The following is a 15,259-nucleotide window of genomic DNA, read 5'->3' on the forward strand; positions in this document are numbered from 1 at the left end:
CGCGAGGAGGAAATGGGGAGAACGCCGTGAGCCTCGACAAAAAATTGATGCCCGTGCCCGACGGTCACCCCGACGTGTTCGACCGAGAATGGCCGCTGCGCGTCGGCGACATCGACCGCGCGGGCCGGCTGCGGCTGGACGCGGCTTGTCGGCACATCCAGGACATCGGTCAGGACCAACTGCGCGAGATGGGCTTCGAGGAGACCCACCCGCTGTGGATCGTCCGCAGGACCATGGTGGACCTTATCCGGCCGATCGAGTTCGGCGACATGCTGCGGTGTCGGCGCTGGTGCTCGGGCACCTCCAACCGGTGGTGTGAGATGCGAGTTCGTGTCGATGGCCGCAAGGGCGGCCTGATCGAATCCGAGGCGTTCTGGATCCACGTCAACCGGGAAACCGAGATGCCGGCCCGCATTGCCGACGACTTCCTCGCGGGTCTGCACCGGACCACGTCTGTTGATCGGCTGCGCTGGAAGGGCTATCTGAAGCCGGGCAGCCGGGATGATGCGTCGGAGATCCACGAGTTCCCGGTCCGGGTCACCGATATCGACTTGTTCGACCACATGAACAACGCTGTCTATTGGAGTGTGATCGAGGACTACCTGGCGTCGCATGCAGAGCTGCTGCGGGGCCCTTTGCGGGTGACCATCGAGCATGAGGCGCCGGTTGCGCTCGGCGACAAGCTGGAGATCATCTCCCACGTTCACCCGGCTGGTTCGACCGAGATATTCGGCCCGGGGTTGGTCGACCGCGCTGTTACAACGCTCACATATGTGGTTGGCGACGAGCCCAAGGCAGTCGCCTCGCTGTTCAATCTGTGACCGGATCCGCAGGACGTCGATCCGTGGGTTTACCTGCGGATTTGTCGTTACTGGCGGGTAGCTTCTGAAACGGTTCAGTTTTTGGGCGACTTCGCAAAATTTGCAAAAAGTCCGCAGGCCGTTGCCGAAATTCGCAAGTGAAATGGGTGGACCAGCGTTGACACGCTGTGCCATGGTCGAGTTAGCACACCAGTGAAGCTGCGCCGTTGACACCGCCTGGACGACGGTAGGGCGTCAGCGTTTTCGGCAATGAAAGACCGTTAAGGAGTTGTCTATGTCTGTCGTCGGCACCCCGAAGAGCGCGGAGCAGATCCAGCAGGAATGGGACACGAACCCGCGCTGGAAGGACGTCACCCGCACCTACTCCGCCGAGGACGTCGTCGCCCTCCAGGGCAGCGTGGTCGAGGAGCACACGCTGGCCCGCCGCGGTGCGGAGGTGCTGTGGGAGCAGCTGCACGACCTCGAGTGGGTCAACGCGCTGGGCGCGCTGACCGGCAACATGGCCGTCCAGCAGGTGCGCGCCGGCCTGAAGGCCATCTACCTGTCGGGCTGGCAGGTCGCCGGCGATGCCAACCTGTCCGGGCACACCTACCCCGACCAGAGCCTGTATCCCGCCAACTCGGTGCCGCAGGTGGTCCGCCGGATCAACAACGCACTGCAGCGCGCCGACCAGATCGCCAAGATCGAGGGCGATACTTCGGTGGAGAACTGGCTGGCGCCGATTGTCGCCGACGGCGAGGCCGGCTTTGGCGGCGCGCTCAACGTCTACGAGCTGCAGAAAGCCCTGATCGCCGCGGGCGTTGCGGGTTCGCACTGGGAGGACCAGTTGGCCTCTGAGAAGAAGTGCGGCCACCTGGGCGGCAAGGTGTTGATCCCGACCCAGCAGCACATCCGCACTTTGACGTCTGCTCGGCTCGCGGCCGATGTGGCTGATGTTCCCACGGTGGTGATCGCCCGTACCGACGCCGAGGCGGCCACGCTGATCACCTCCGACGTCGACGAGCGCGACCAGCCGTTCATCACCGGCGAGCGCACCCGGGAAGGCTTCTACCGCACCAAGAACGGCATCGAGCCTTGCATCGCTCGGGCGAAGGCCTACGCCCCGTTCGCCGACTTGATCTGGATGGAGACCGGTACCCCGGACCTCGAGGCCGCCCGGCAGTTCTCCGAGGCGGTCAAGGCGGAGTACCCGGACCAGATGCTGGCCTACAACTGCTCGCCATCGTTCAACTGGAAAAAGCACCTCGACGACGCCACCATCGCCAAGTTCCAGAAGGAGCTGGCAGCCATGGGCTTCAAGTTCCAGTTCATCACGCTGGCCGGCTTCCATGCGCTGAACTACTCGATGTTCGATCTGGCCTACGGCTACGCCCAGAACCAGATGAGCGCGTATGTCGAACTGCAGGAACGCGAGTTCGCCGCCGAAGAACGGGGCTACACCGCGACCAAGCACCAGCGCGAGGTCGGCGCCGGCTACTTCGACCGGATTGCCACCACCGTGGACCCGAATTCGTCGACCACCGCGTTGACCGGTTCCACCGAAGAGGGCCAGTTCCACTAGTCTGCCGAGCAGACGCAAAAGCACCCTTTTGCGGCGCAAAAGTGGCGCTTTTGCGTCTGCTCGCGCATTTGAGGAGGAACAGTGAGCGATGCGATCCAGCGGGTAGGGGTTGTCGGGGCCGGGCAGATGGGGTCCGGCATCGCCGAGGTCTCGGCTCGCGCCGGCGTCGAAGTGACGGTGTTCGAGCCGGCCGAGGCGTTGATCACCGCGGGACGCAACCGCATCGTGAAGTCGCTGGAGCGGGCCGTCAGCGCCGGCAAGGTAACCGAGCGCGAGCGTGACCGCGCCCTCGGCCTGTTGACCTTCACCACCGACCTCAACGACCTATCCGATAGGCAACTGGTGATCGAGGCCGTTGTCGAGGACGAGGCCGTCAAGTCCGAGATCTTCGCCGAGCTCGACCGGGTCGTCACCGATCCGGACGCGGTGCTGGCGTCGAATACCTCCAGCATCCCGATCATGAAGGTCGCCGCGGCCACCAAGCAGCCGCAACGGGTTCTTGGCCTGCATTTCTTCAATCCGGTCCCGGTGCTGCCGCTGGTCGAGTTGGTGCGCACGCTGGTCACCGACGAAGCCGCCGCCGCGCGCACGGAGGAGTTTGCCAGTACTGTGCTGGGCAAACAGGTCGTGCGTTGCTCCGACCGCTCCGGATTCGTGGTCAATGCGCTCCTGGTGCCGTATTTGCTGTCGGCGATTCGGATGGTCGAGGCCGGGTTTGCCACCGTCGAAGATGTCGACAAGGCCGTTGTTGCGGGGTTATCGCACCCGATGGGTCCGCTGCGGCTTTCCGATCTTGTCGGCCTAGACACCCTCAAGCTGATCGCGGACAAGATGTTCGAAGAATTCAAAGAACCGCACTACGGGCCCCCTCCGCTGTTGCTGCGTATGGTTGAGGCGGGCCAGTTGGGAAAGAAATCGGGTCGAGGTTTCTACACGTACTGAAGTGTATGAACGGCCCCCAGGCTTGACGCAAGGCGAGATCACAGACCGAGACGGTGTGGTTACGATCGTGTGACAGCCGTTGCGTACATCGGGTAGTATTTCCGCGATCAACAGATGAGAGGTTCGGCCGGCATGACTGAGTTAAGGCCCTTTTACGAAGAGTCGCAATCGATTTACGACGTTTCCGACGAGTTTTTCTCACTGTTTCTAGACCCCACGATGGCTTACACCTGCGCGTACTTCGAGCGTGAGGACATGACTCTCGAAGAAGCGCAAAACGCGAAGTTCGATTTGGCGCTGGACAAGTTGCATCTTGAGCCCGGGATGACGCTGCTCGATATTGGCTGCGGCTGGGGTGGTGGGCTGCAACGAGCGATCGAGAACTACGATGTGAACGTCATCGGTATCACGCTCAGTCGCAATCAGTTCGAGTACAGCAAAGCGAAATTGGCGAAAATTCCCACCGAACGCAGCGTCCAGGTGCGGCTGCAGGGCTGGGATGAGTTCACGGACAAGGTCGACCGTATTGTCAGCATCGGTGCCTTCGAAGCATTCAAAATGGAGCGTTATGCGGCATTCTTTGAGCGTTCCTACGACATACTTCCAGATGACGGCCGGATGCTGCTGCACACAATTCTGACCTATACGCAGAAGCAGATGCATGAGATGGGCGTCAAGGTGACGATGAGCGATGTGCGGTTTATGAAATTCATCGGCGAAGAAATTTTTCCGGGCGGACAGTTACCGGCGCAGGAAGACATCTTCAAATTTGCGCAGGCGGCGGACTTTTCGGTGGAGAAGGTGCAATTGCTGCAGCAGCATTACGCTCGGACGCTAAACATCTGGGCGGCGAATCTGGAGGCTAACAAGGACCGCGCCATTGCTCTTCAGTCCGAGGAGATTTACAACAAATACATGCACTATCTGACCGGATGTGAGCACTTCTTCCGCAAGGGCATCAGCAACGTGGGACAGTTCACACTGACCAAGTAGCCCATCGCCGCCCGAGCACCCCAGGGGTTGCGGAGCTCACGCCGGGTGTGGCTTGACGCCCGGGCACCGGCCGGTGGGTAGCCAGCGCGCTTTGTCCGGTTACTTTTCCAGTGTGAACTGGTCGACGTCGGTGTAACCCTGGCGGAACAGCTTCGCGCAGCCGGTCAGGTACTTCATGTAGCGGTCGTAGACAGTCTGCGACTGGATCGCGATGGCCTGATCTTTGTTGGCCTCGAGCGCTGTGGCCCACATGTCCAGCGTCCTGGCGTAGTGCAGCTGCAATGACTGGACCGCGGTGACCCGGAAGCCGACCTTCTCGGCGTACTCGTGCACCGTCGGGATGGACGGCAGCCAGCCACCGGGGAAGATCTCGGCCAGGATGAATTTGGTGAAGTGAACCAGTTCGTGGGTCAACGTCAGGCCCTTTTCCCTGCCTTCTTTGAAGGTGGGGCGCACGATGGTGTGCAGCAACATCTTGCCGTCGGCCGGCAACGTGCGGTGGGTCACCTCGAAGAAATGGTGGTAGCGCTGGTGGCCGAAGTGCTCGAACGCGCCGATCGAGACGATGCGGTCGACGGGCTCGTCAAATTTCTCCCATCCCTCCAGCAACACTCGTCTGGAGCGGGGGGTGTCCATTTGGTCGAACATTTTCTGGACATGACCGGCCTGGTTCTCCGACAACGTCAGGCCCACGACATTGACGTCGTATTTCTCGATGGCGCGCCGCATGGTCGCGCCCCAGCCGCAGCCGATGTCCAGCAACGTCATCCCGGGTTCGAGGTTCAGCTTGCCCAGGGCCAGGTCGATCTTGGCGATCTGGGCCTCCTGCAGCGTCATGTCGTCGCGTTCGAAGTAGGCACAGCTGTAGGTCTGGGTGGGGTCCAAGAACAGCCGGAAAAAGTCGTCGGAGAGGTCGTAATGAGCTTGCACGTTTCCAAAATGCGGCGTGAGCTGCACGGACATACCGATTGAGCCTTTCTGTGTTCCGAGGCCCGCATCCGCTTGCCTCGACGCACCCCTGATCTATCCCCGATGCATCCCTTGCATGCTAGCTGCTGAAAGGCGGCCCAGTCGCAATCGGCGCCATGACCAGCTGTCGCAGCCGTCAGCGAAAATCACCAGGCGCGCCGCCAGGCACCGATCGCCAGGCCCACAACCAGCAGCGCACCGGCCTGACGCACGTGCAGCCAGGCCAACGCGGCATACCACAGCGGCCACACCGGAAACGCCGGTGGCGGCTGCTGGGGCCGCCGTCGCAGGAAATAGGGCCACACTTTCGCCAGCCGGGGCAGCGCCCCGGCGACCAGCAACGCGGCCAGGGCATGGCAGCCAGCATGACGTTTACGGCGATAAGTAGGTAGAAGCCGACCATCATGGCCAGTGTCACGGTGCGCGCGCACGTTTCGCCGAGTAGCACCGGCAGCGTTCGGATACCCAGCGGTTCGTCGTAACCGATCTTGTCGATGTGCTTACCCATCAGCACCGTGGTGCACAACAGCCCGTAGGGGAGCGACGCCAGCACGACCTCCCAACCGCCCGCGCCCACCGCGGCGTAGTAGGTTCCAGCGCACGCTCGGGTGAGCCGCAGCTGGTGGTTCGTCGAGGCGTGGTATATGCGGCACGGTTGGCCCCGGTAGCGGCCGGGTGCTGGGCATAGCGGGCGCGCGCGTAGGTGGCGCTGTCAGTACCGACATCGGTGTCGTAGAGATCGTTCATAAGGTTGTTGGCGATGTGCGGCGCATGTGATTCCCACCACAGGACGAGCCAGCGCCAATCCAAGCCAGGCTCGCCGATCGCCAACAGCCCCGCGACCAGGCCGGAGACCAGGGTCATCGGCAGCACTGCGGCCCGGGTGACGACGAGCCACCGGGTGACCGTGTCGGTCGGCCCGTCAGCTGGCGGGTTGGTGGTGCGAAGTGCGTAGGCCCACGATCTGAGCCGGGAGCCCGCGCCCGCGTCGGGCATCCCTAAAGCCTAGACCTGCCCCCAGGCAGGCACGATCGGCGAAGGATGCGGCTGCTCGCGAAACTTCTCCAACGATCCGCCGGCCTCGACGATGCCGCACAGTGCGCTCCAGCTCAGCATCGTCAGGTAGTCGATCAGTTCGTCACTGCTCATGCGCGGGTCTGACATCCAGGAGTGGGTGGCCAGCTGCACGCCGCCCACGATCAGATATGCCCACGGCTCGACTCCGCCGGTGTCCATCCCGGCTTCTTGCATGCGGCGGCGCAGCATCACCGCGAGCATGCGGGCAATGATTCGCTCCGAGTCGGCAATCACTTTGCTTTTGCTGGCCGAGCTATTCGCCATCACGAACCGATACGGCTCCGGTTGGGCCGCCACGGTCTCGACATAGACCCGGATGATTTCGCGGGTCAGTTCGAAACCATCCATATCGGCCGACAGCGCAGCGATCATGTTGGGGATCAAGGTGGTCTGCGTGAACCGCATCATCACGGCGGTCGTCAGGTCGTTTTTGTCGACGAAGTAGCGGTAGAGCACGGTCTTGGAGACCCCGATCTCGGCCGCTATCTCGTCCATGCTGAGGAAGCGGCCATGCCGGCGAATCGCCTCAATCGTGCCGTCCACCAGCTCATTGCGGCGCTCCACCTTGTGCTGGTGCCAGCGTCGCTTGCGACCATCCGTCTTCACGGTCACGGCCGGGATACGCTCTGCCACTGTTGCCAATTCCCATTCACTAGACGCTCCCGATACTACGGCCAATTGGGGGTCCTGCTGGCACATTGGACGCGCGCGCGGGGTGCGCAGGACAGTGTCGTCACATTAACTGGTGCCGGTGATAGCGGATGATGGTGTGGTGGCACATAGAGCCGAGGTGTCGGGCTCGCCGCCGCCACGGCTGAATTTGAGCACCCAGCCGACGGTGGCGCGGCGTGTCCGCGCCTCCTTCGCGGAATCCTTCGCCGCAGCCGATCCGGAGGCGGATGCCGCCCGGCGGATGGCGCTGCGTCGGATGAAAGTGGTGGCAGTGGGGTTTTTGGTAGGCGCCACCGGCGTGTTCCTCGCTTGTCGCTGGGCACAGGCCGATGGCGCTGACCACGCGTGGCTGGGTTATCTGGGCGCTGCGGCGGAAGCCGGTATGGTCGGCGCCTTGGCGGACTGGTTCGCGGTGACCGCGCTGTTCAAGCATCCGCTAGGCATTCCGATCCCGCATACGGCGATCATCAAGCGCAAGAAGGATCAGCTGGGCGAGGGCCTGGGCACCTTCGTGCGGGAGAATTTCCTGTCGCCGCCGGTCGTGGAGACCAAGCTGCGTGATGCGCAGATACCGAGTCGGCTTGGCAAGTGGTTGTCAGAGGCCACGCATGCCCAGCGGGTGGCGGCCGAGACCGCAACGGTGCTGCGGGTGCTGGTGGAGCTGCTGCGTGACGAGGACATCCAGCAGGTGATCGACCGGATGATTGTGCGTCGTATCGCCGAACCGCAGTGGGGTCCGCCGGCGGGCCGGGTGCTGGCGACGTTGCTGGCCGAGAATCGGCAGGAAGCCTTTATCCAATTGTTGGCCGATCGGGCGTTCCAGTGGTCGCTCAACGCCGGGGTGGTGATCCAGCGGGTGGTGGAGCGTGACTCGCCGAGTTGGTCGCCCCGATTCATCGACCACCTGGTTGGCGACCGTATCCACCGTGAGTTGATGGAATTTACCGACAAGGTGCGCCGCAACCCCGATCACGAGTTGCGCCGTTCGGCTACCCGCTTCTTGTTCGATTTCGCTGACGACCTGCAACACGATCCGGCCACTGTCGCGCGCGCCGACGCGATCAAAGAGGAGCTAATGGCGCGCGATGAGATCGCCACTGCGGCCGCGGCGGCGTGGAAGACACTGAAGCGGTTGGTGCTCGAGGGTGTTGACGACCCGTCCAGTGCGTTGCGCACCCGCATCACCGATGCGGTCATCCGGATCGGCGAATCGCTTCGTGACGATGCCGACCTGCGTGACAAGGTAGACAGTTGGACGGTGCGGGCGGCCCAACATCTGGTCTCGGAGTACGGGGTGGAGATCACCGCGATCATCACCGAGACGATCGAGCGCTGGGACGCCGAGGAAGCCAGCCGGCGAATCGAACTGCACGTCGGCCGAGACCTGCAGTTCATTCGGATCAACGGAACAGTGGTCGGGGCGATGGCAGGGTTGGCGATCTATGCGATCGCGCAACTGTTGTTCTGACGGGTGCTAACAAACGCTTGCAATAGCAAGCACTTGGACGTACTCTGGTGGCCGTTGCACCGATCACCCCGAGCTAGGAGTAGCCAATGTCGTCGGAGGAGAAGCTGGCCGCCAAGGTGTCCACCAAGGCCTCCGATGTGGCTTCCGACATCGGCAGCTTCATCAGGTCGCAACGTGAGACGGCGCACGTCTCGATGCGGCAGCTCGCCGAGCGGTCCGGCGTCAGCAATCCGTACCTGAGCCAGGTTGAGCGCGGATTGCGTAAGCCGTCCGCCGACGTGTTGAGCCAGATCGCAAAGGCGCTGCGGGTCTCGGCCGAAGTCCTTTATGTGCGCGCCGGGATTCTCGAGCCCAGCGAGACCAGTCAGGTGCGTGACGCCATCATCACCGATACGGCGATCACCGAGCGTCAGAAGCAGATTCTGCTCGATATCTACGCGTCATTTACCCACCAGAACGAAGCCACCCGGGAGGAGTGTCCGAGCGATCCGACACCGACCGATGACTAGCCGTTGGCCGGCTGTTTTGCGCACCGGCTGGCGGGTAATCAAACCTGAAGGACAGTCATCTGGGTGAGGTCGACCGCAGGCTGATCCAGCCGATCGGCCGCGCTGGCCAACAGCGACTCCGTCGATGACGTGCAGCAAAGGAGACATGTAGTGACCGGATCAGCTGGGCCTGACATCTACGAACTCGACCGACAACCGACCCGACGATCAGAAGGTTTCCCCGGCAAGTCGCGTGCCATGTCAATCCGCGGGTCTTGACTAGTCCTCCCTGGAGGAGCCGACGCTTGCCCCAACGTCCAGACCAAAGATGTAAGAACGCCGATATCAGAAAATAGTTAATGAAAGGAATACCCATGGCTGAAAACTCGAACATTGATGACATCAAGGCTCCGTTGCTTGCCGCGCTTGGAGCGGCCGACCTGGCCTTGGCCACTGTCAACGAGTTGATCACGAACCTGCGTGAGCGTGCGGAGGAGACTCGTACGGACACCCGCAGCCGGGTCGAGGAGAGCCGTGCTCGCCTGACCAAGCTGCAGGAAGATCTGCCCGAGCAGCTCACCGAGCTGCGTGAGAAGTTCACCGCCGAGGAGCTGCGTAAGGCCGCCGAGGGCTACCTCGAGGCCGCGACTAGCCGGTACAACGAGCTGGTCGAGCGCGGTGAGGCCGCTCTAGAGCGGCTGCGCAGCCAGCAGAGCTTCGAGGAAGTGTCGGCGCGCGCCGAAGGCTACGTGGACCAGGCGGTGGAGTTGACCCAGGAGGCGTTGGGTACGGTCGCATCGCAGACCCGCGCGGTCGGTGAGCGTGCCGCCAAGCTGGTCGGCATCGAGCTGCCTAAGAAGGCTGCTCCGGCCAAGAAGGCCGCTCCGGCCAAGAAGGCCGCTCCGGCCAAGAAGGCGGCGGCCAAGAAGGCGCCCGCGAAGAAGGCGGCGGCCAAGAAGGTCACCCAGAAGTAGTCGGGCTCCGAATCACCATCGACTCCGAGTCGCCCACGGGGCGACTCGGAGTCGACGTGTTGGATGCAAACCGCATAGTCTGAATGCGTGAGCCACCTCGTGGGTACCGTCATGCTGGTATTGCTGGTCGCCGTCTTGGTGACAGCGGTGTACGCGTTTGTGCATGCTGCGTTGCAGCGGCCCGATGCCTATACCGCCGCCGACAAGCTGACCAAGCCGGTGTGGTTGGTGATCCTGGGCGCGGCCGTGGCGTTGGCCTCCATCCTGTATCCCGTTTTGGGTGTGCTCGGGATGGCGATGTCCGCCTGTGCGTCCGGCGTGTATCTGGTCGACGTGCGGCCCAAGCTTCTCGAGATTCAGGGCAAGTCGCGCTAACGGAATGAAAGCCCTGGTGGCCGTGTCGGCGGTGGCCGTCGTCGCACTGCTCGGTGTATCTTCCGCCCAAGCTGATCCCGAGGCGGATCCCGGCGCAGGTGAGGCCAACTATGGTGGCCCCCCAAGTTCCCCACGTCTTGTCGATCACACCGAATGGGCGCAGTGGGGAAGTCTGCCCAGCCTCCGGGTCTACCCGTCCCAAGTTGGGCGTACAGCCTCCCGCCGCCTCGGGATGGCCGCTGCCGACGCGGCCTGGGCCGAGGTTCTCGCGCTGTCACCGGAGGCCGACACTGCCGGCATGCGCGCGCAGTTCATCTGCCACTGGCAGTACGCCGAAATCAGACAACCCGGCAAACCCAGCTGGAACCTCGAGCCGTGGCGGCCGGTCGTCGACGACTCGGAGATGTTGGCTTCCGGCTGCAATCCGGGCAGCCCTGAAGAGTCGTTTTAGTGCTCGGCCAACCGACTCGGGCGCAGTTGGCCGCGCTGGTAGACCACACCCTGCTCAAGCCTGAGACCACCCGTGCCGATGTGGCCGCGCTGGTCGCCGAAGCCGCCGAACTCGGCGTCTACGCGGTCTGCGTGTCGCCGTCGATGGTGCCAGTTGCGGTCCAAGCCGGTGGTGTGCGGGTTGCGGCGGTGACGGGCTTCCCGTCGGGCAAGCACGTGTCCTCGGTCAAGGCGCATGAGGCGGCTGCGGCCCTGGCATCCGGCGCCAGTGAGATCGACATGGTCATCGACATCGGGGCTGCGCTGTGCGGTGACATCGACGCAGTGCGCTCCGACATCGAGGCGGTGCGTGCCGCTGCGGCCGGGGCTGTGCTCAAGGTGATCGTGGAGTCGGCGGTGCTGTTGGGACAGTCAAACGCGCACACGTTGGTGGATGCGTGTCGTGCCGCCGAGGATGCCGGTGCCGACTTCGTCAAAACCTCGACTGGGTGTCATCCGGCCGGCGGGGCCACGGTGCGTGCCGTCGAGCTGATGGCCGAGACGGTCGGCCCTCGGCTAGGGGTCAAAGCCAGCGGTGGGATCCGCACCGCCGCCGACGCGGTCGCGATGCTCAACGCCGGTGCCACCAGGTTGGGCCTGTCCGGCACCCGGGCGGTGCTCGATGGGCTCAGCTGACAGCTGAGCGCGCGGGTGGCGGCGTCAAATGTGCGAGAAGCAGGGATTCTGGATGCCGGTGGGGATAGCCGCGTCGCGAGTTGAGAACCGGCTCACCACGCCGGTCGAGGTGACTTGCACGCTGTCCGCGTGAATCCCCAACGGGTAGTTCTTGGTCAGGCTGGAGGTGAACTCGTTCAGCGTCGACTGAACGGTTTCTTTCGGCAGCGAGAACCCGAGCGTGTTGAAATTGATGATCTGCAGCTCCAATCCTTTGCCAGCCACTATCGGCTTGGCTGTGATGTTGTTCAGCAGGCCCTTCAGTTCGACGGTGCCGTCTGCGGGGTGAGTGACCACGCTGCTGGTGACGAAAGCGCCCAGGATCGGAATCGCGTTTTGCACCGATTCCTTGATGCCTTCCGACGACCAGGTAATGGTGGCGTCCAGGGCGCCGATCGTGCCCCTAGAGTTGGGGGTGTTCTTGAGCCGGACGTTCTGGATCGTGAGCTTTATCTGCATGCCCTTGGCATCGCGGATCTGATTGCCCGCGGTTTCCACCGAGATATTGGTGAAGTGCCGCGTAGCGACCTGCCACAGCAGCAGCGGCGCCACACCGAAGGATGCGGTGGCTTGGTCTTTGACCACGCATGCGACCGCTTGGGCGACCTTGCTATTGGCAACATGGCGAGCGTATAGCTCGCCTCCGATCAGCCCGGCGAGGACGAGCGAAAACACGATGATCAGGACAAGAAAGACGGTTAGCGGGTCGCGGCGGGCACGTCGTTTGGTCTTCACCGCCGCTGGCTCTTCCTCTTGCGCAGCCAGCAGGCCCGTTGGGTCCCACGCCTGGTGCGCAGCTTGGCGGCCGGATCGCCGTGTGTGGGCATGCGACGCAGCCAGATGCTCAGTTTGCGGCTGCTGCTCCGGTTGGGTGGGCGGACTCACCGGTTCTTGGATATGACCCGCGGGCTCGCCGGGGCGCAGTCGACCGGTGGATGCTTCGGACGATGCCGGGGGTCGGGCGAGCGGACCTTGATCCCCAGGGCGCGCCCAGGGCGACGGGTCGTTCGGTGGACCTTGCGGGTTGGTCACCCACGCGATTGTGCCTTATCGATCTGAACGAAGTCTGTCTGGTTGCGTAGCACCGCAATGCGGTCGCGAGCCGCGGCCACATTGTCGACATCGATGTCGGCGACCAGCAGTTGCGGCTGGGTGCCAGCTGACACCACCACCTCGCCTAGCGGCGAGGCCACCAGGCTGCCGCCTACCCCGGTCGGTGCAGCCGAGCTCGCCCCCACGCCGGTGCGGGCATCACCTGGGTCTGCTTGGCCGGCCGCGGCGACGTAACTCATGGAGTCTAGCGCCCGGGCGCGGGCCAGCAACGTCCACTGTTCGAGTTTGCCCGGACCGGAACCCCAGGATGCACAGACCGCGATCAGTTGGGCCCCGCGCCGCGCCAGCTCGGTATAAAGGGCGGGAAAGCGAATGTCGTAGCAAACGGTCAAACCCACCCGCACGCCGTCGACCACGACTACCACCGGTTCGCGCCCGGGTGCGACGGTACGTGACTCGGTGAAGCCGAACGCGTCATAGAGGTGGATCTTGTGGTAGTGCGCGTCCGGCTGATTGGGCGTGCCCGGGCCGGCTGCGATCAGCGTGTTTGTTACCCGCCCGTCGCCGGTCGGGGTGAACATGCCGGCGATCACGGTGATGCCCGCCTCGGTCGCGATCCGTCGGACTCCGTTTGCCCAGGGTCCGTCGACGGGCTCGGCGACCTGCCGCAGCGGGACACCGAGCCGGCACATGGTCGCCTCAGGAAACACCACCAGCTGTGCGCCCGCGGTGGCGGCTTCGCCGGCGTACTTGCCGACCAGTTGCAGATTGGCGGCGGGGTCGGTACCGCTGCGGATTTGCGCCAACGCGATTCGCATGCGCGCCAGCCTAGGCCCGGCGACGAGCGCGCCGCACCGGCGCGCGCAGGAGCCGGGCAATCCAGCTTGCGCCCGGCGACGAGCGCGCCGCACCGGCGCGCGCAGGAGCCGGGCAATCCAGCTTGCGCCCGGCGACGAGCGCGCCGTACCGGCGCGCGCAGGAGCCGGGCAAGCTGGCACCTCAGACGTTGTTCGTGATCCACAGCGTGGTGAAGCGCTGTTCGATGGTCACTAGCTGGCTTAATTGGGTGCCGATAAGCCTCTCCAGCTTCCCGCCAATGAACGGGATACGCACCTGGATGGTGACCTGCAGCGTCATTCGGGAGCCACCCGACTCCGGTATGGGCGAGAGCACGGCGGTGCCCCACAAGTTCACCGGAGCGTCCACGATCGATCCCGCAATGGACGCGGTCGCGATGCCTTCCTTGACCGGGCCCCAGGTCTCCTCGCGCCGTACCGAAAGATCGCCCCGGTGCAACTGTGTGACCAGGCCGGGCAGATTGTGACTGCGCACCATCTGCAGGGTGACGACTTCGATGGTGCCGTCGTCTCCGGAGTCGCCACCTACGCGTATCGACTCAAGGGTCGCGACGTCGACCGGCGTTTCGGCCAGTCTGGCTTTCCAGTAGTCCGCCTCGTAGAAAGCCCGATGAACCTCCTCGACGCTGCCCTCGTAGTCGGCCGACATGTCGAATGAACGCGGCATAGCAGGTCAGGCTACCCTTACGGGCCATGAAACGGAGCGGTGTCGGTTCGCTCTTTGCCGGTGCGCATATTGCCGAGGCGGTCCCGTTGGCGCCGCTGACCACTTTGCGTGTGGGCCCGATCGCCCGACGTGTCATCACTTGCACCAGCGCCGAACAGGTGGTGGCTGCGCTGCGGCACCTGGATTCGGCGGCCAAGACCGGAGCTGACCGCCCGCTGGTGTTTGCTGGTGGCTCCAATTTGGTGATCGCCGAGAACCTGACCGACCTGACCGTGGTGCGGTTGGCCAATAGCGGCATCACCATCGACGGTAACTTGGTGCGGGCCGAGGCCGGTGCGGTCTTCGATGACGTGGTGGTTAGGGCCATCGAACAGGGTCTGGGCGGACTGGAATGCCTGTCTGGCATCCCAGGATCGGCCGGGGCGACACCCGTGCAGAACGTGGGGGCGTATGGCGCGGAGGTGTCTGACACCATCACTCGGGTTCGGCTTTTGGATCGGTGCACGGGTGAGGTGCGTTGGGTATCCGCGCGCGACCTGCGCTTCGGCTATCGCACGAGCGTGCTCAAACACGCTGATGGGCTTGCGGTGCCCACCGTGGTCTTGGAGGTGGAGTTTGCGCTGGATCCGTCGGGCCGCAGCGCACCGCTGCGCTACGGCGAGCTGATCGCCGCGCTGAATGCGACCAGCGGCGAGCGCGCCGACCCGCAAGCGGTCCGCGAAGCGGTGCTGGCCCTGCGGGCACGCAAGGGCATGGTGCTGGACCCGACCGACCATGACACCTGGAGCGTGGGATCGTTCTTCACAAACCCGGTGGTCACCCAGGATGTTTACGAACGGCTGGCCGGTGACGCGGCCACCAGAAAGGACGGTCCGGTCCCGCACTATCCCGCGCCCGACGGCGTCAAGCTGGCCGCCGGCTGGCTGGTGGAACGGGCCGGCTTCGGCAAGGGCTATCCGGATGCCGGCGCCGCCCCATGCCGGCTTTCCACCAAACATGCGCTGGCGCTGACAAATCGTGGCGGGGCCACCGCCGAAGATGTGGTGACGCTGGCGCGCGCCGTGCGCGATGGGGTCCATGATGTGTTTGGTATCACACTAAAACCCGAACCCGTGCTGATCGGCTGCATGTTGTAGCTGCGTTTTCGCGGCGGGGCGGCGTGGCGCGCATTGCTTAGG

18 protein-coding genes are annotated in these 15,259 nt (G+C 64.0%); 11 read left to right on the forward strand and 7 right to left on the reverse strand.

Annotation, left to right across the window (positions count from 1 at the left end):
• Positions 1-26 precede the first annotated feature (26 nt).
• From Rv0466 to umaA, 4 genes are all read left to right on the forward strand, one after another.
• Entirely contained in the window at positions 27-821 is a 795-nt protein-coding gene (locus tag Rv0466) for a hypothetical protein (RefSeq protein NP_214980.1), read from the forward strand.
• Positions 822-1,095: 274 nt separating this feature from the next.
• Positions 1,096-2,382, forward strand: coding sequence for an isocitrate lyase (gene icl1 / locus Rv0467; RefSeq protein YP_177728.1), 1,287 nt, complete (start codon positions 1,096-1,098; stop codon positions 2,380-2,382).
• Positions 2,383-2,463: 81 nt separating this feature from the next.
• Positions 2,464-3,324, forward strand: coding sequence for a 3-hydroxybutyryl-CoA dehydrogenase (gene fadB2, locus Rv0468; protein NP_214982.1), 861 nt, complete (start codon positions 2,464-2,466; stop codon positions 3,322-3,324).
• A 132-nt stretch (positions 3,325-3,456) separates the two neighbouring features.
• Positions 3,457-4,317, forward strand: a complete 861-nt coding sequence (gene umaA, locus Rv0469) for a mycolic acid synthase UmaA (protein YP_177729.1) — start codon at positions 3,457-3,459, stop codon at positions 4,315-4,317.
• Positions 4,318-4,416: 99 nt separating this feature from the next.
• Here the strand turns inward: umaA and pcaA are convergent, their stop codons facing one another.
• The 4 genes from pcaA to Rv0472c all read right to left on the reverse strand — a co-directional run bounded on the left by pcaA (position 4,417) and on the right by Rv0472c (position 6,996).
• Positions 4,417-5,280: a cyclopropane mycolic acid synthase gene (gene pcaA, locus Rv0470c; protein YP_177730.1), complete on the reverse strand. Its 864-nt coding sequence runs from the start codon at positions 5,278-5,280 to the stop codon at positions 4,417-4,419.
• A gap of 142 nt (positions 5,281-5,422) precedes the next feature.
• Positions 5,423-5,863, reverse strand: coding sequence for a hypothetical protein (locus Rv0470A; protein YP_177622.1), 441 nt, complete (start codon positions 5,861-5,863; stop codon positions 5,423-5,425).
• Complete coding sequence (locus tag Rv0471c; protein ID NP_214985.1) at positions 5,794-6,282, reverse strand: hypothetical protein; 489 nt, start codon at positions 6,280-6,282, stop codon at positions 5,794-5,796. Before Rv0471c ends, Rv0470A begins: the two co-directional genes overlap by 70 nt.
• A gap of 9 nt (positions 6,283-6,291) precedes the next feature.
• Positions 6,292-6,996, reverse strand: a complete 705-nt coding sequence (locus Rv0472c) for an HTH-type transcriptional regulator (protein ID NP_214986.1) — start codon at positions 6,994-6,996, stop codon at positions 6,292-6,294.
• 136 nt (positions 6,997-7,132) lie between these two features.
• Between Rv0472c and Rv0473 the strand changes: the two genes are divergently transcribed.
• From Rv0473 to deoC, 6 genes are all read left to right on the forward strand, one after another.
• Entirely contained in the window at positions 7,133-8,503 is a 1,371-nt protein-coding gene (locus Rv0473) for a transmembrane protein (RefSeq protein ID NP_214987.2), read from the forward strand.
• Positions 8,504-8,589: 86 nt separating this feature from the next.
• Positions 8,590-9,012 (forward strand): HTH-type transcriptional regulator, encoded by a 423-nt coding sequence (locus Rv0474; protein ID NP_214988.1) that lies wholly within the window; start codon positions 8,590-8,592, stop codon positions 9,010-9,012.
• 353 nt (positions 9,013-9,365) lie between these two features.
• Positions 9,366-9,965 carry a heparin binding hemagglutinin HbhA gene (gene hbhA / locus Rv0475; RefSeq protein NP_214989.1) on the forward strand — a complete coding sequence of 200 codons (600 nt, stop codon included), beginning with the start codon at positions 9,366-9,368 and terminating at the stop codon, positions 9,963-9,965.
• Between the two features lie 111 nt (positions 9,966-10,076).
• Entirely contained in the window at positions 10,077-10,340 is a 264-nt protein-coding gene (locus Rv0476; RefSeq protein NP_214990.1) for a transmembrane protein, read from the forward strand.
• Positions 10,341-10,344: 4 nt separating this feature from the next.
• Positions 10,345-10,791, forward strand: coding sequence for a hypothetical protein (locus Rv0477; protein NP_214991.1), 447 nt, complete (start codon positions 10,345-10,347; stop codon positions 10,789-10,791).
• The gene (deoC, locus tag Rv0478; protein ID NP_214992.1) at positions 10,791-11,465 is read left to right on the forward strand and encodes a 2-deoxyribose-5-phosphate aldolase; all 675 of its coding nucleotides are present in this window, start codon (positions 10,791-10,793) and stop codon (positions 11,463-11,465) included. Before Rv0477 ends, deoC begins: the two co-directional genes overlap by 1 nt.
• 24 nt (positions 11,466-11,489) lie before the next feature.
• Here deoC and Rv0479c read toward each other — a convergent pair whose 3' ends face one another.
• From Rv0479c to Rv0481c, 3 genes are all read right to left on the reverse strand, one after another.
• The gene (locus tag Rv0479c; RefSeq protein ID NP_214993.1) at positions 11,490-12,536 is read right to left on the reverse strand and encodes a membrane protein; all 1,047 of its coding nucleotides are present in this window, start codon (positions 12,534-12,536) and stop codon (positions 11,490-11,492) included.
• Positions 12,533-13,375 carry an amidohydrolase gene (locus tag Rv0480c; RefSeq protein NP_214994.2) on the reverse strand — a complete coding sequence of 281 codons (843 nt, stop codon included), beginning with the start codon at positions 13,373-13,375 and terminating at the stop codon, positions 12,533-12,535. The genes Rv0479c and Rv0480c overlap by 4 nt, the downstream gene beginning before the upstream one ends.
• Positions 13,376-13,556: 181 nt before the next feature.
• Positions 13,557-14,081, reverse strand: coding sequence for a hypothetical protein (locus tag Rv0481c; RefSeq protein NP_214995.1), 525 nt, complete (start codon positions 14,079-14,081; stop codon positions 13,557-13,559).
• A 26-nt stretch (positions 14,082-14,107) separates the two neighbouring features.
• On the opposite strand from Rv0481c, the gene murB reads away from it, so the two are divergent.
• Entirely contained in the window at positions 14,108-15,217 is a 1,110-nt protein-coding gene (gene murB, locus Rv0482; RefSeq protein ID NP_214996.1) for a UDP-N-acetylenolpyruvoylglucosamine reductase, read from the forward strand.
• Positions 15,218-15,259 lie beyond the last annotated feature (42 nt).

Source organism: Mycobacterium tuberculosis H37Rv, from assembly GCF_000195955.2.
Lineage (GTDB): Bacteria > Actinomycetota > Actinomycetes > Mycobacteriales > Mycobacteriaceae > Mycobacterium > Mycobacterium tuberculosis.

Excerpts from the sequence above, each read along its gene's own strand:
- icl1 (YP_177728.1), top strand. The coding sequence starts at position 1,096 with ATGTCTGTCGTCGGCACCCCGAAGAGCGCGGAGCAGATCCAGCAGGAA.
- Rv0476 (NP_214990.1), top strand. The coding sequence starts at position 10,077 with ATGCTGGTATTGCTGGTCGCCGTCTTGGTGACAGCGGTGTACGCGTTT.
- umaA (YP_177729.1), top strand. The coding sequence starts at position 3,457 with ATGACTGAGTTAAGGCCCTTTTACGAAGAGTCGCAATCGATTTACGAC.
- Rv0474 (NP_214988.1), top strand. The coding sequence starts at position 8,590 with ATGTCGTCGGAGGAGAAGCTGGCCGCCAAGGTGTCCACCAAGGCCTCC.
- Rv0477 (NP_214991.1), top strand. The coding sequence starts at position 10,345 with ATGAAAGCCCTGGTGGCCGTGTCGGCGGTGGCCGTCGTCGCACTGCTC.
- murB (NP_214996.1), top strand. The coding sequence starts at position 14,108 with ATGAAACGGAGCGGTGTCGGTTCGCTCTTTGCCGGTGCGCATATTGCC.
- Rv0471c (NP_214985.1), bottom strand. The coding sequence starts at position 6,282 with ATGCCCGACGCGGGCGCGGGCTCCCGGCTCAGATCGTGGGCCTACGCA.
- hbhA (NP_214989.1), top strand. The coding sequence starts at position 9,366 with ATGGCTGAAAACTCGAACATTGATGACATCAAGGCTCCGTTGCTTGCC.
- pcaA (YP_177730.1), bottom strand. The coding sequence starts at position 5,280 with ATGTCCGTGCAGCTCACGCCGCATTTTGGAAACGTGCAAGCTCATTAC.
- Rv0481c (NP_214995.1), bottom strand. The coding sequence starts at position 14,081 with ATGCCGCGTTCATTCGACATGTCGGCCGACTACGAGGGCAGCGTCGAG.
- Rv0480c (NP_214994.2), bottom strand. The coding sequence starts at position 13,375 with ATGCGAATCGCGTTGGCGCAAATCCGCAGCGGTACCGACCCCGCCGCC.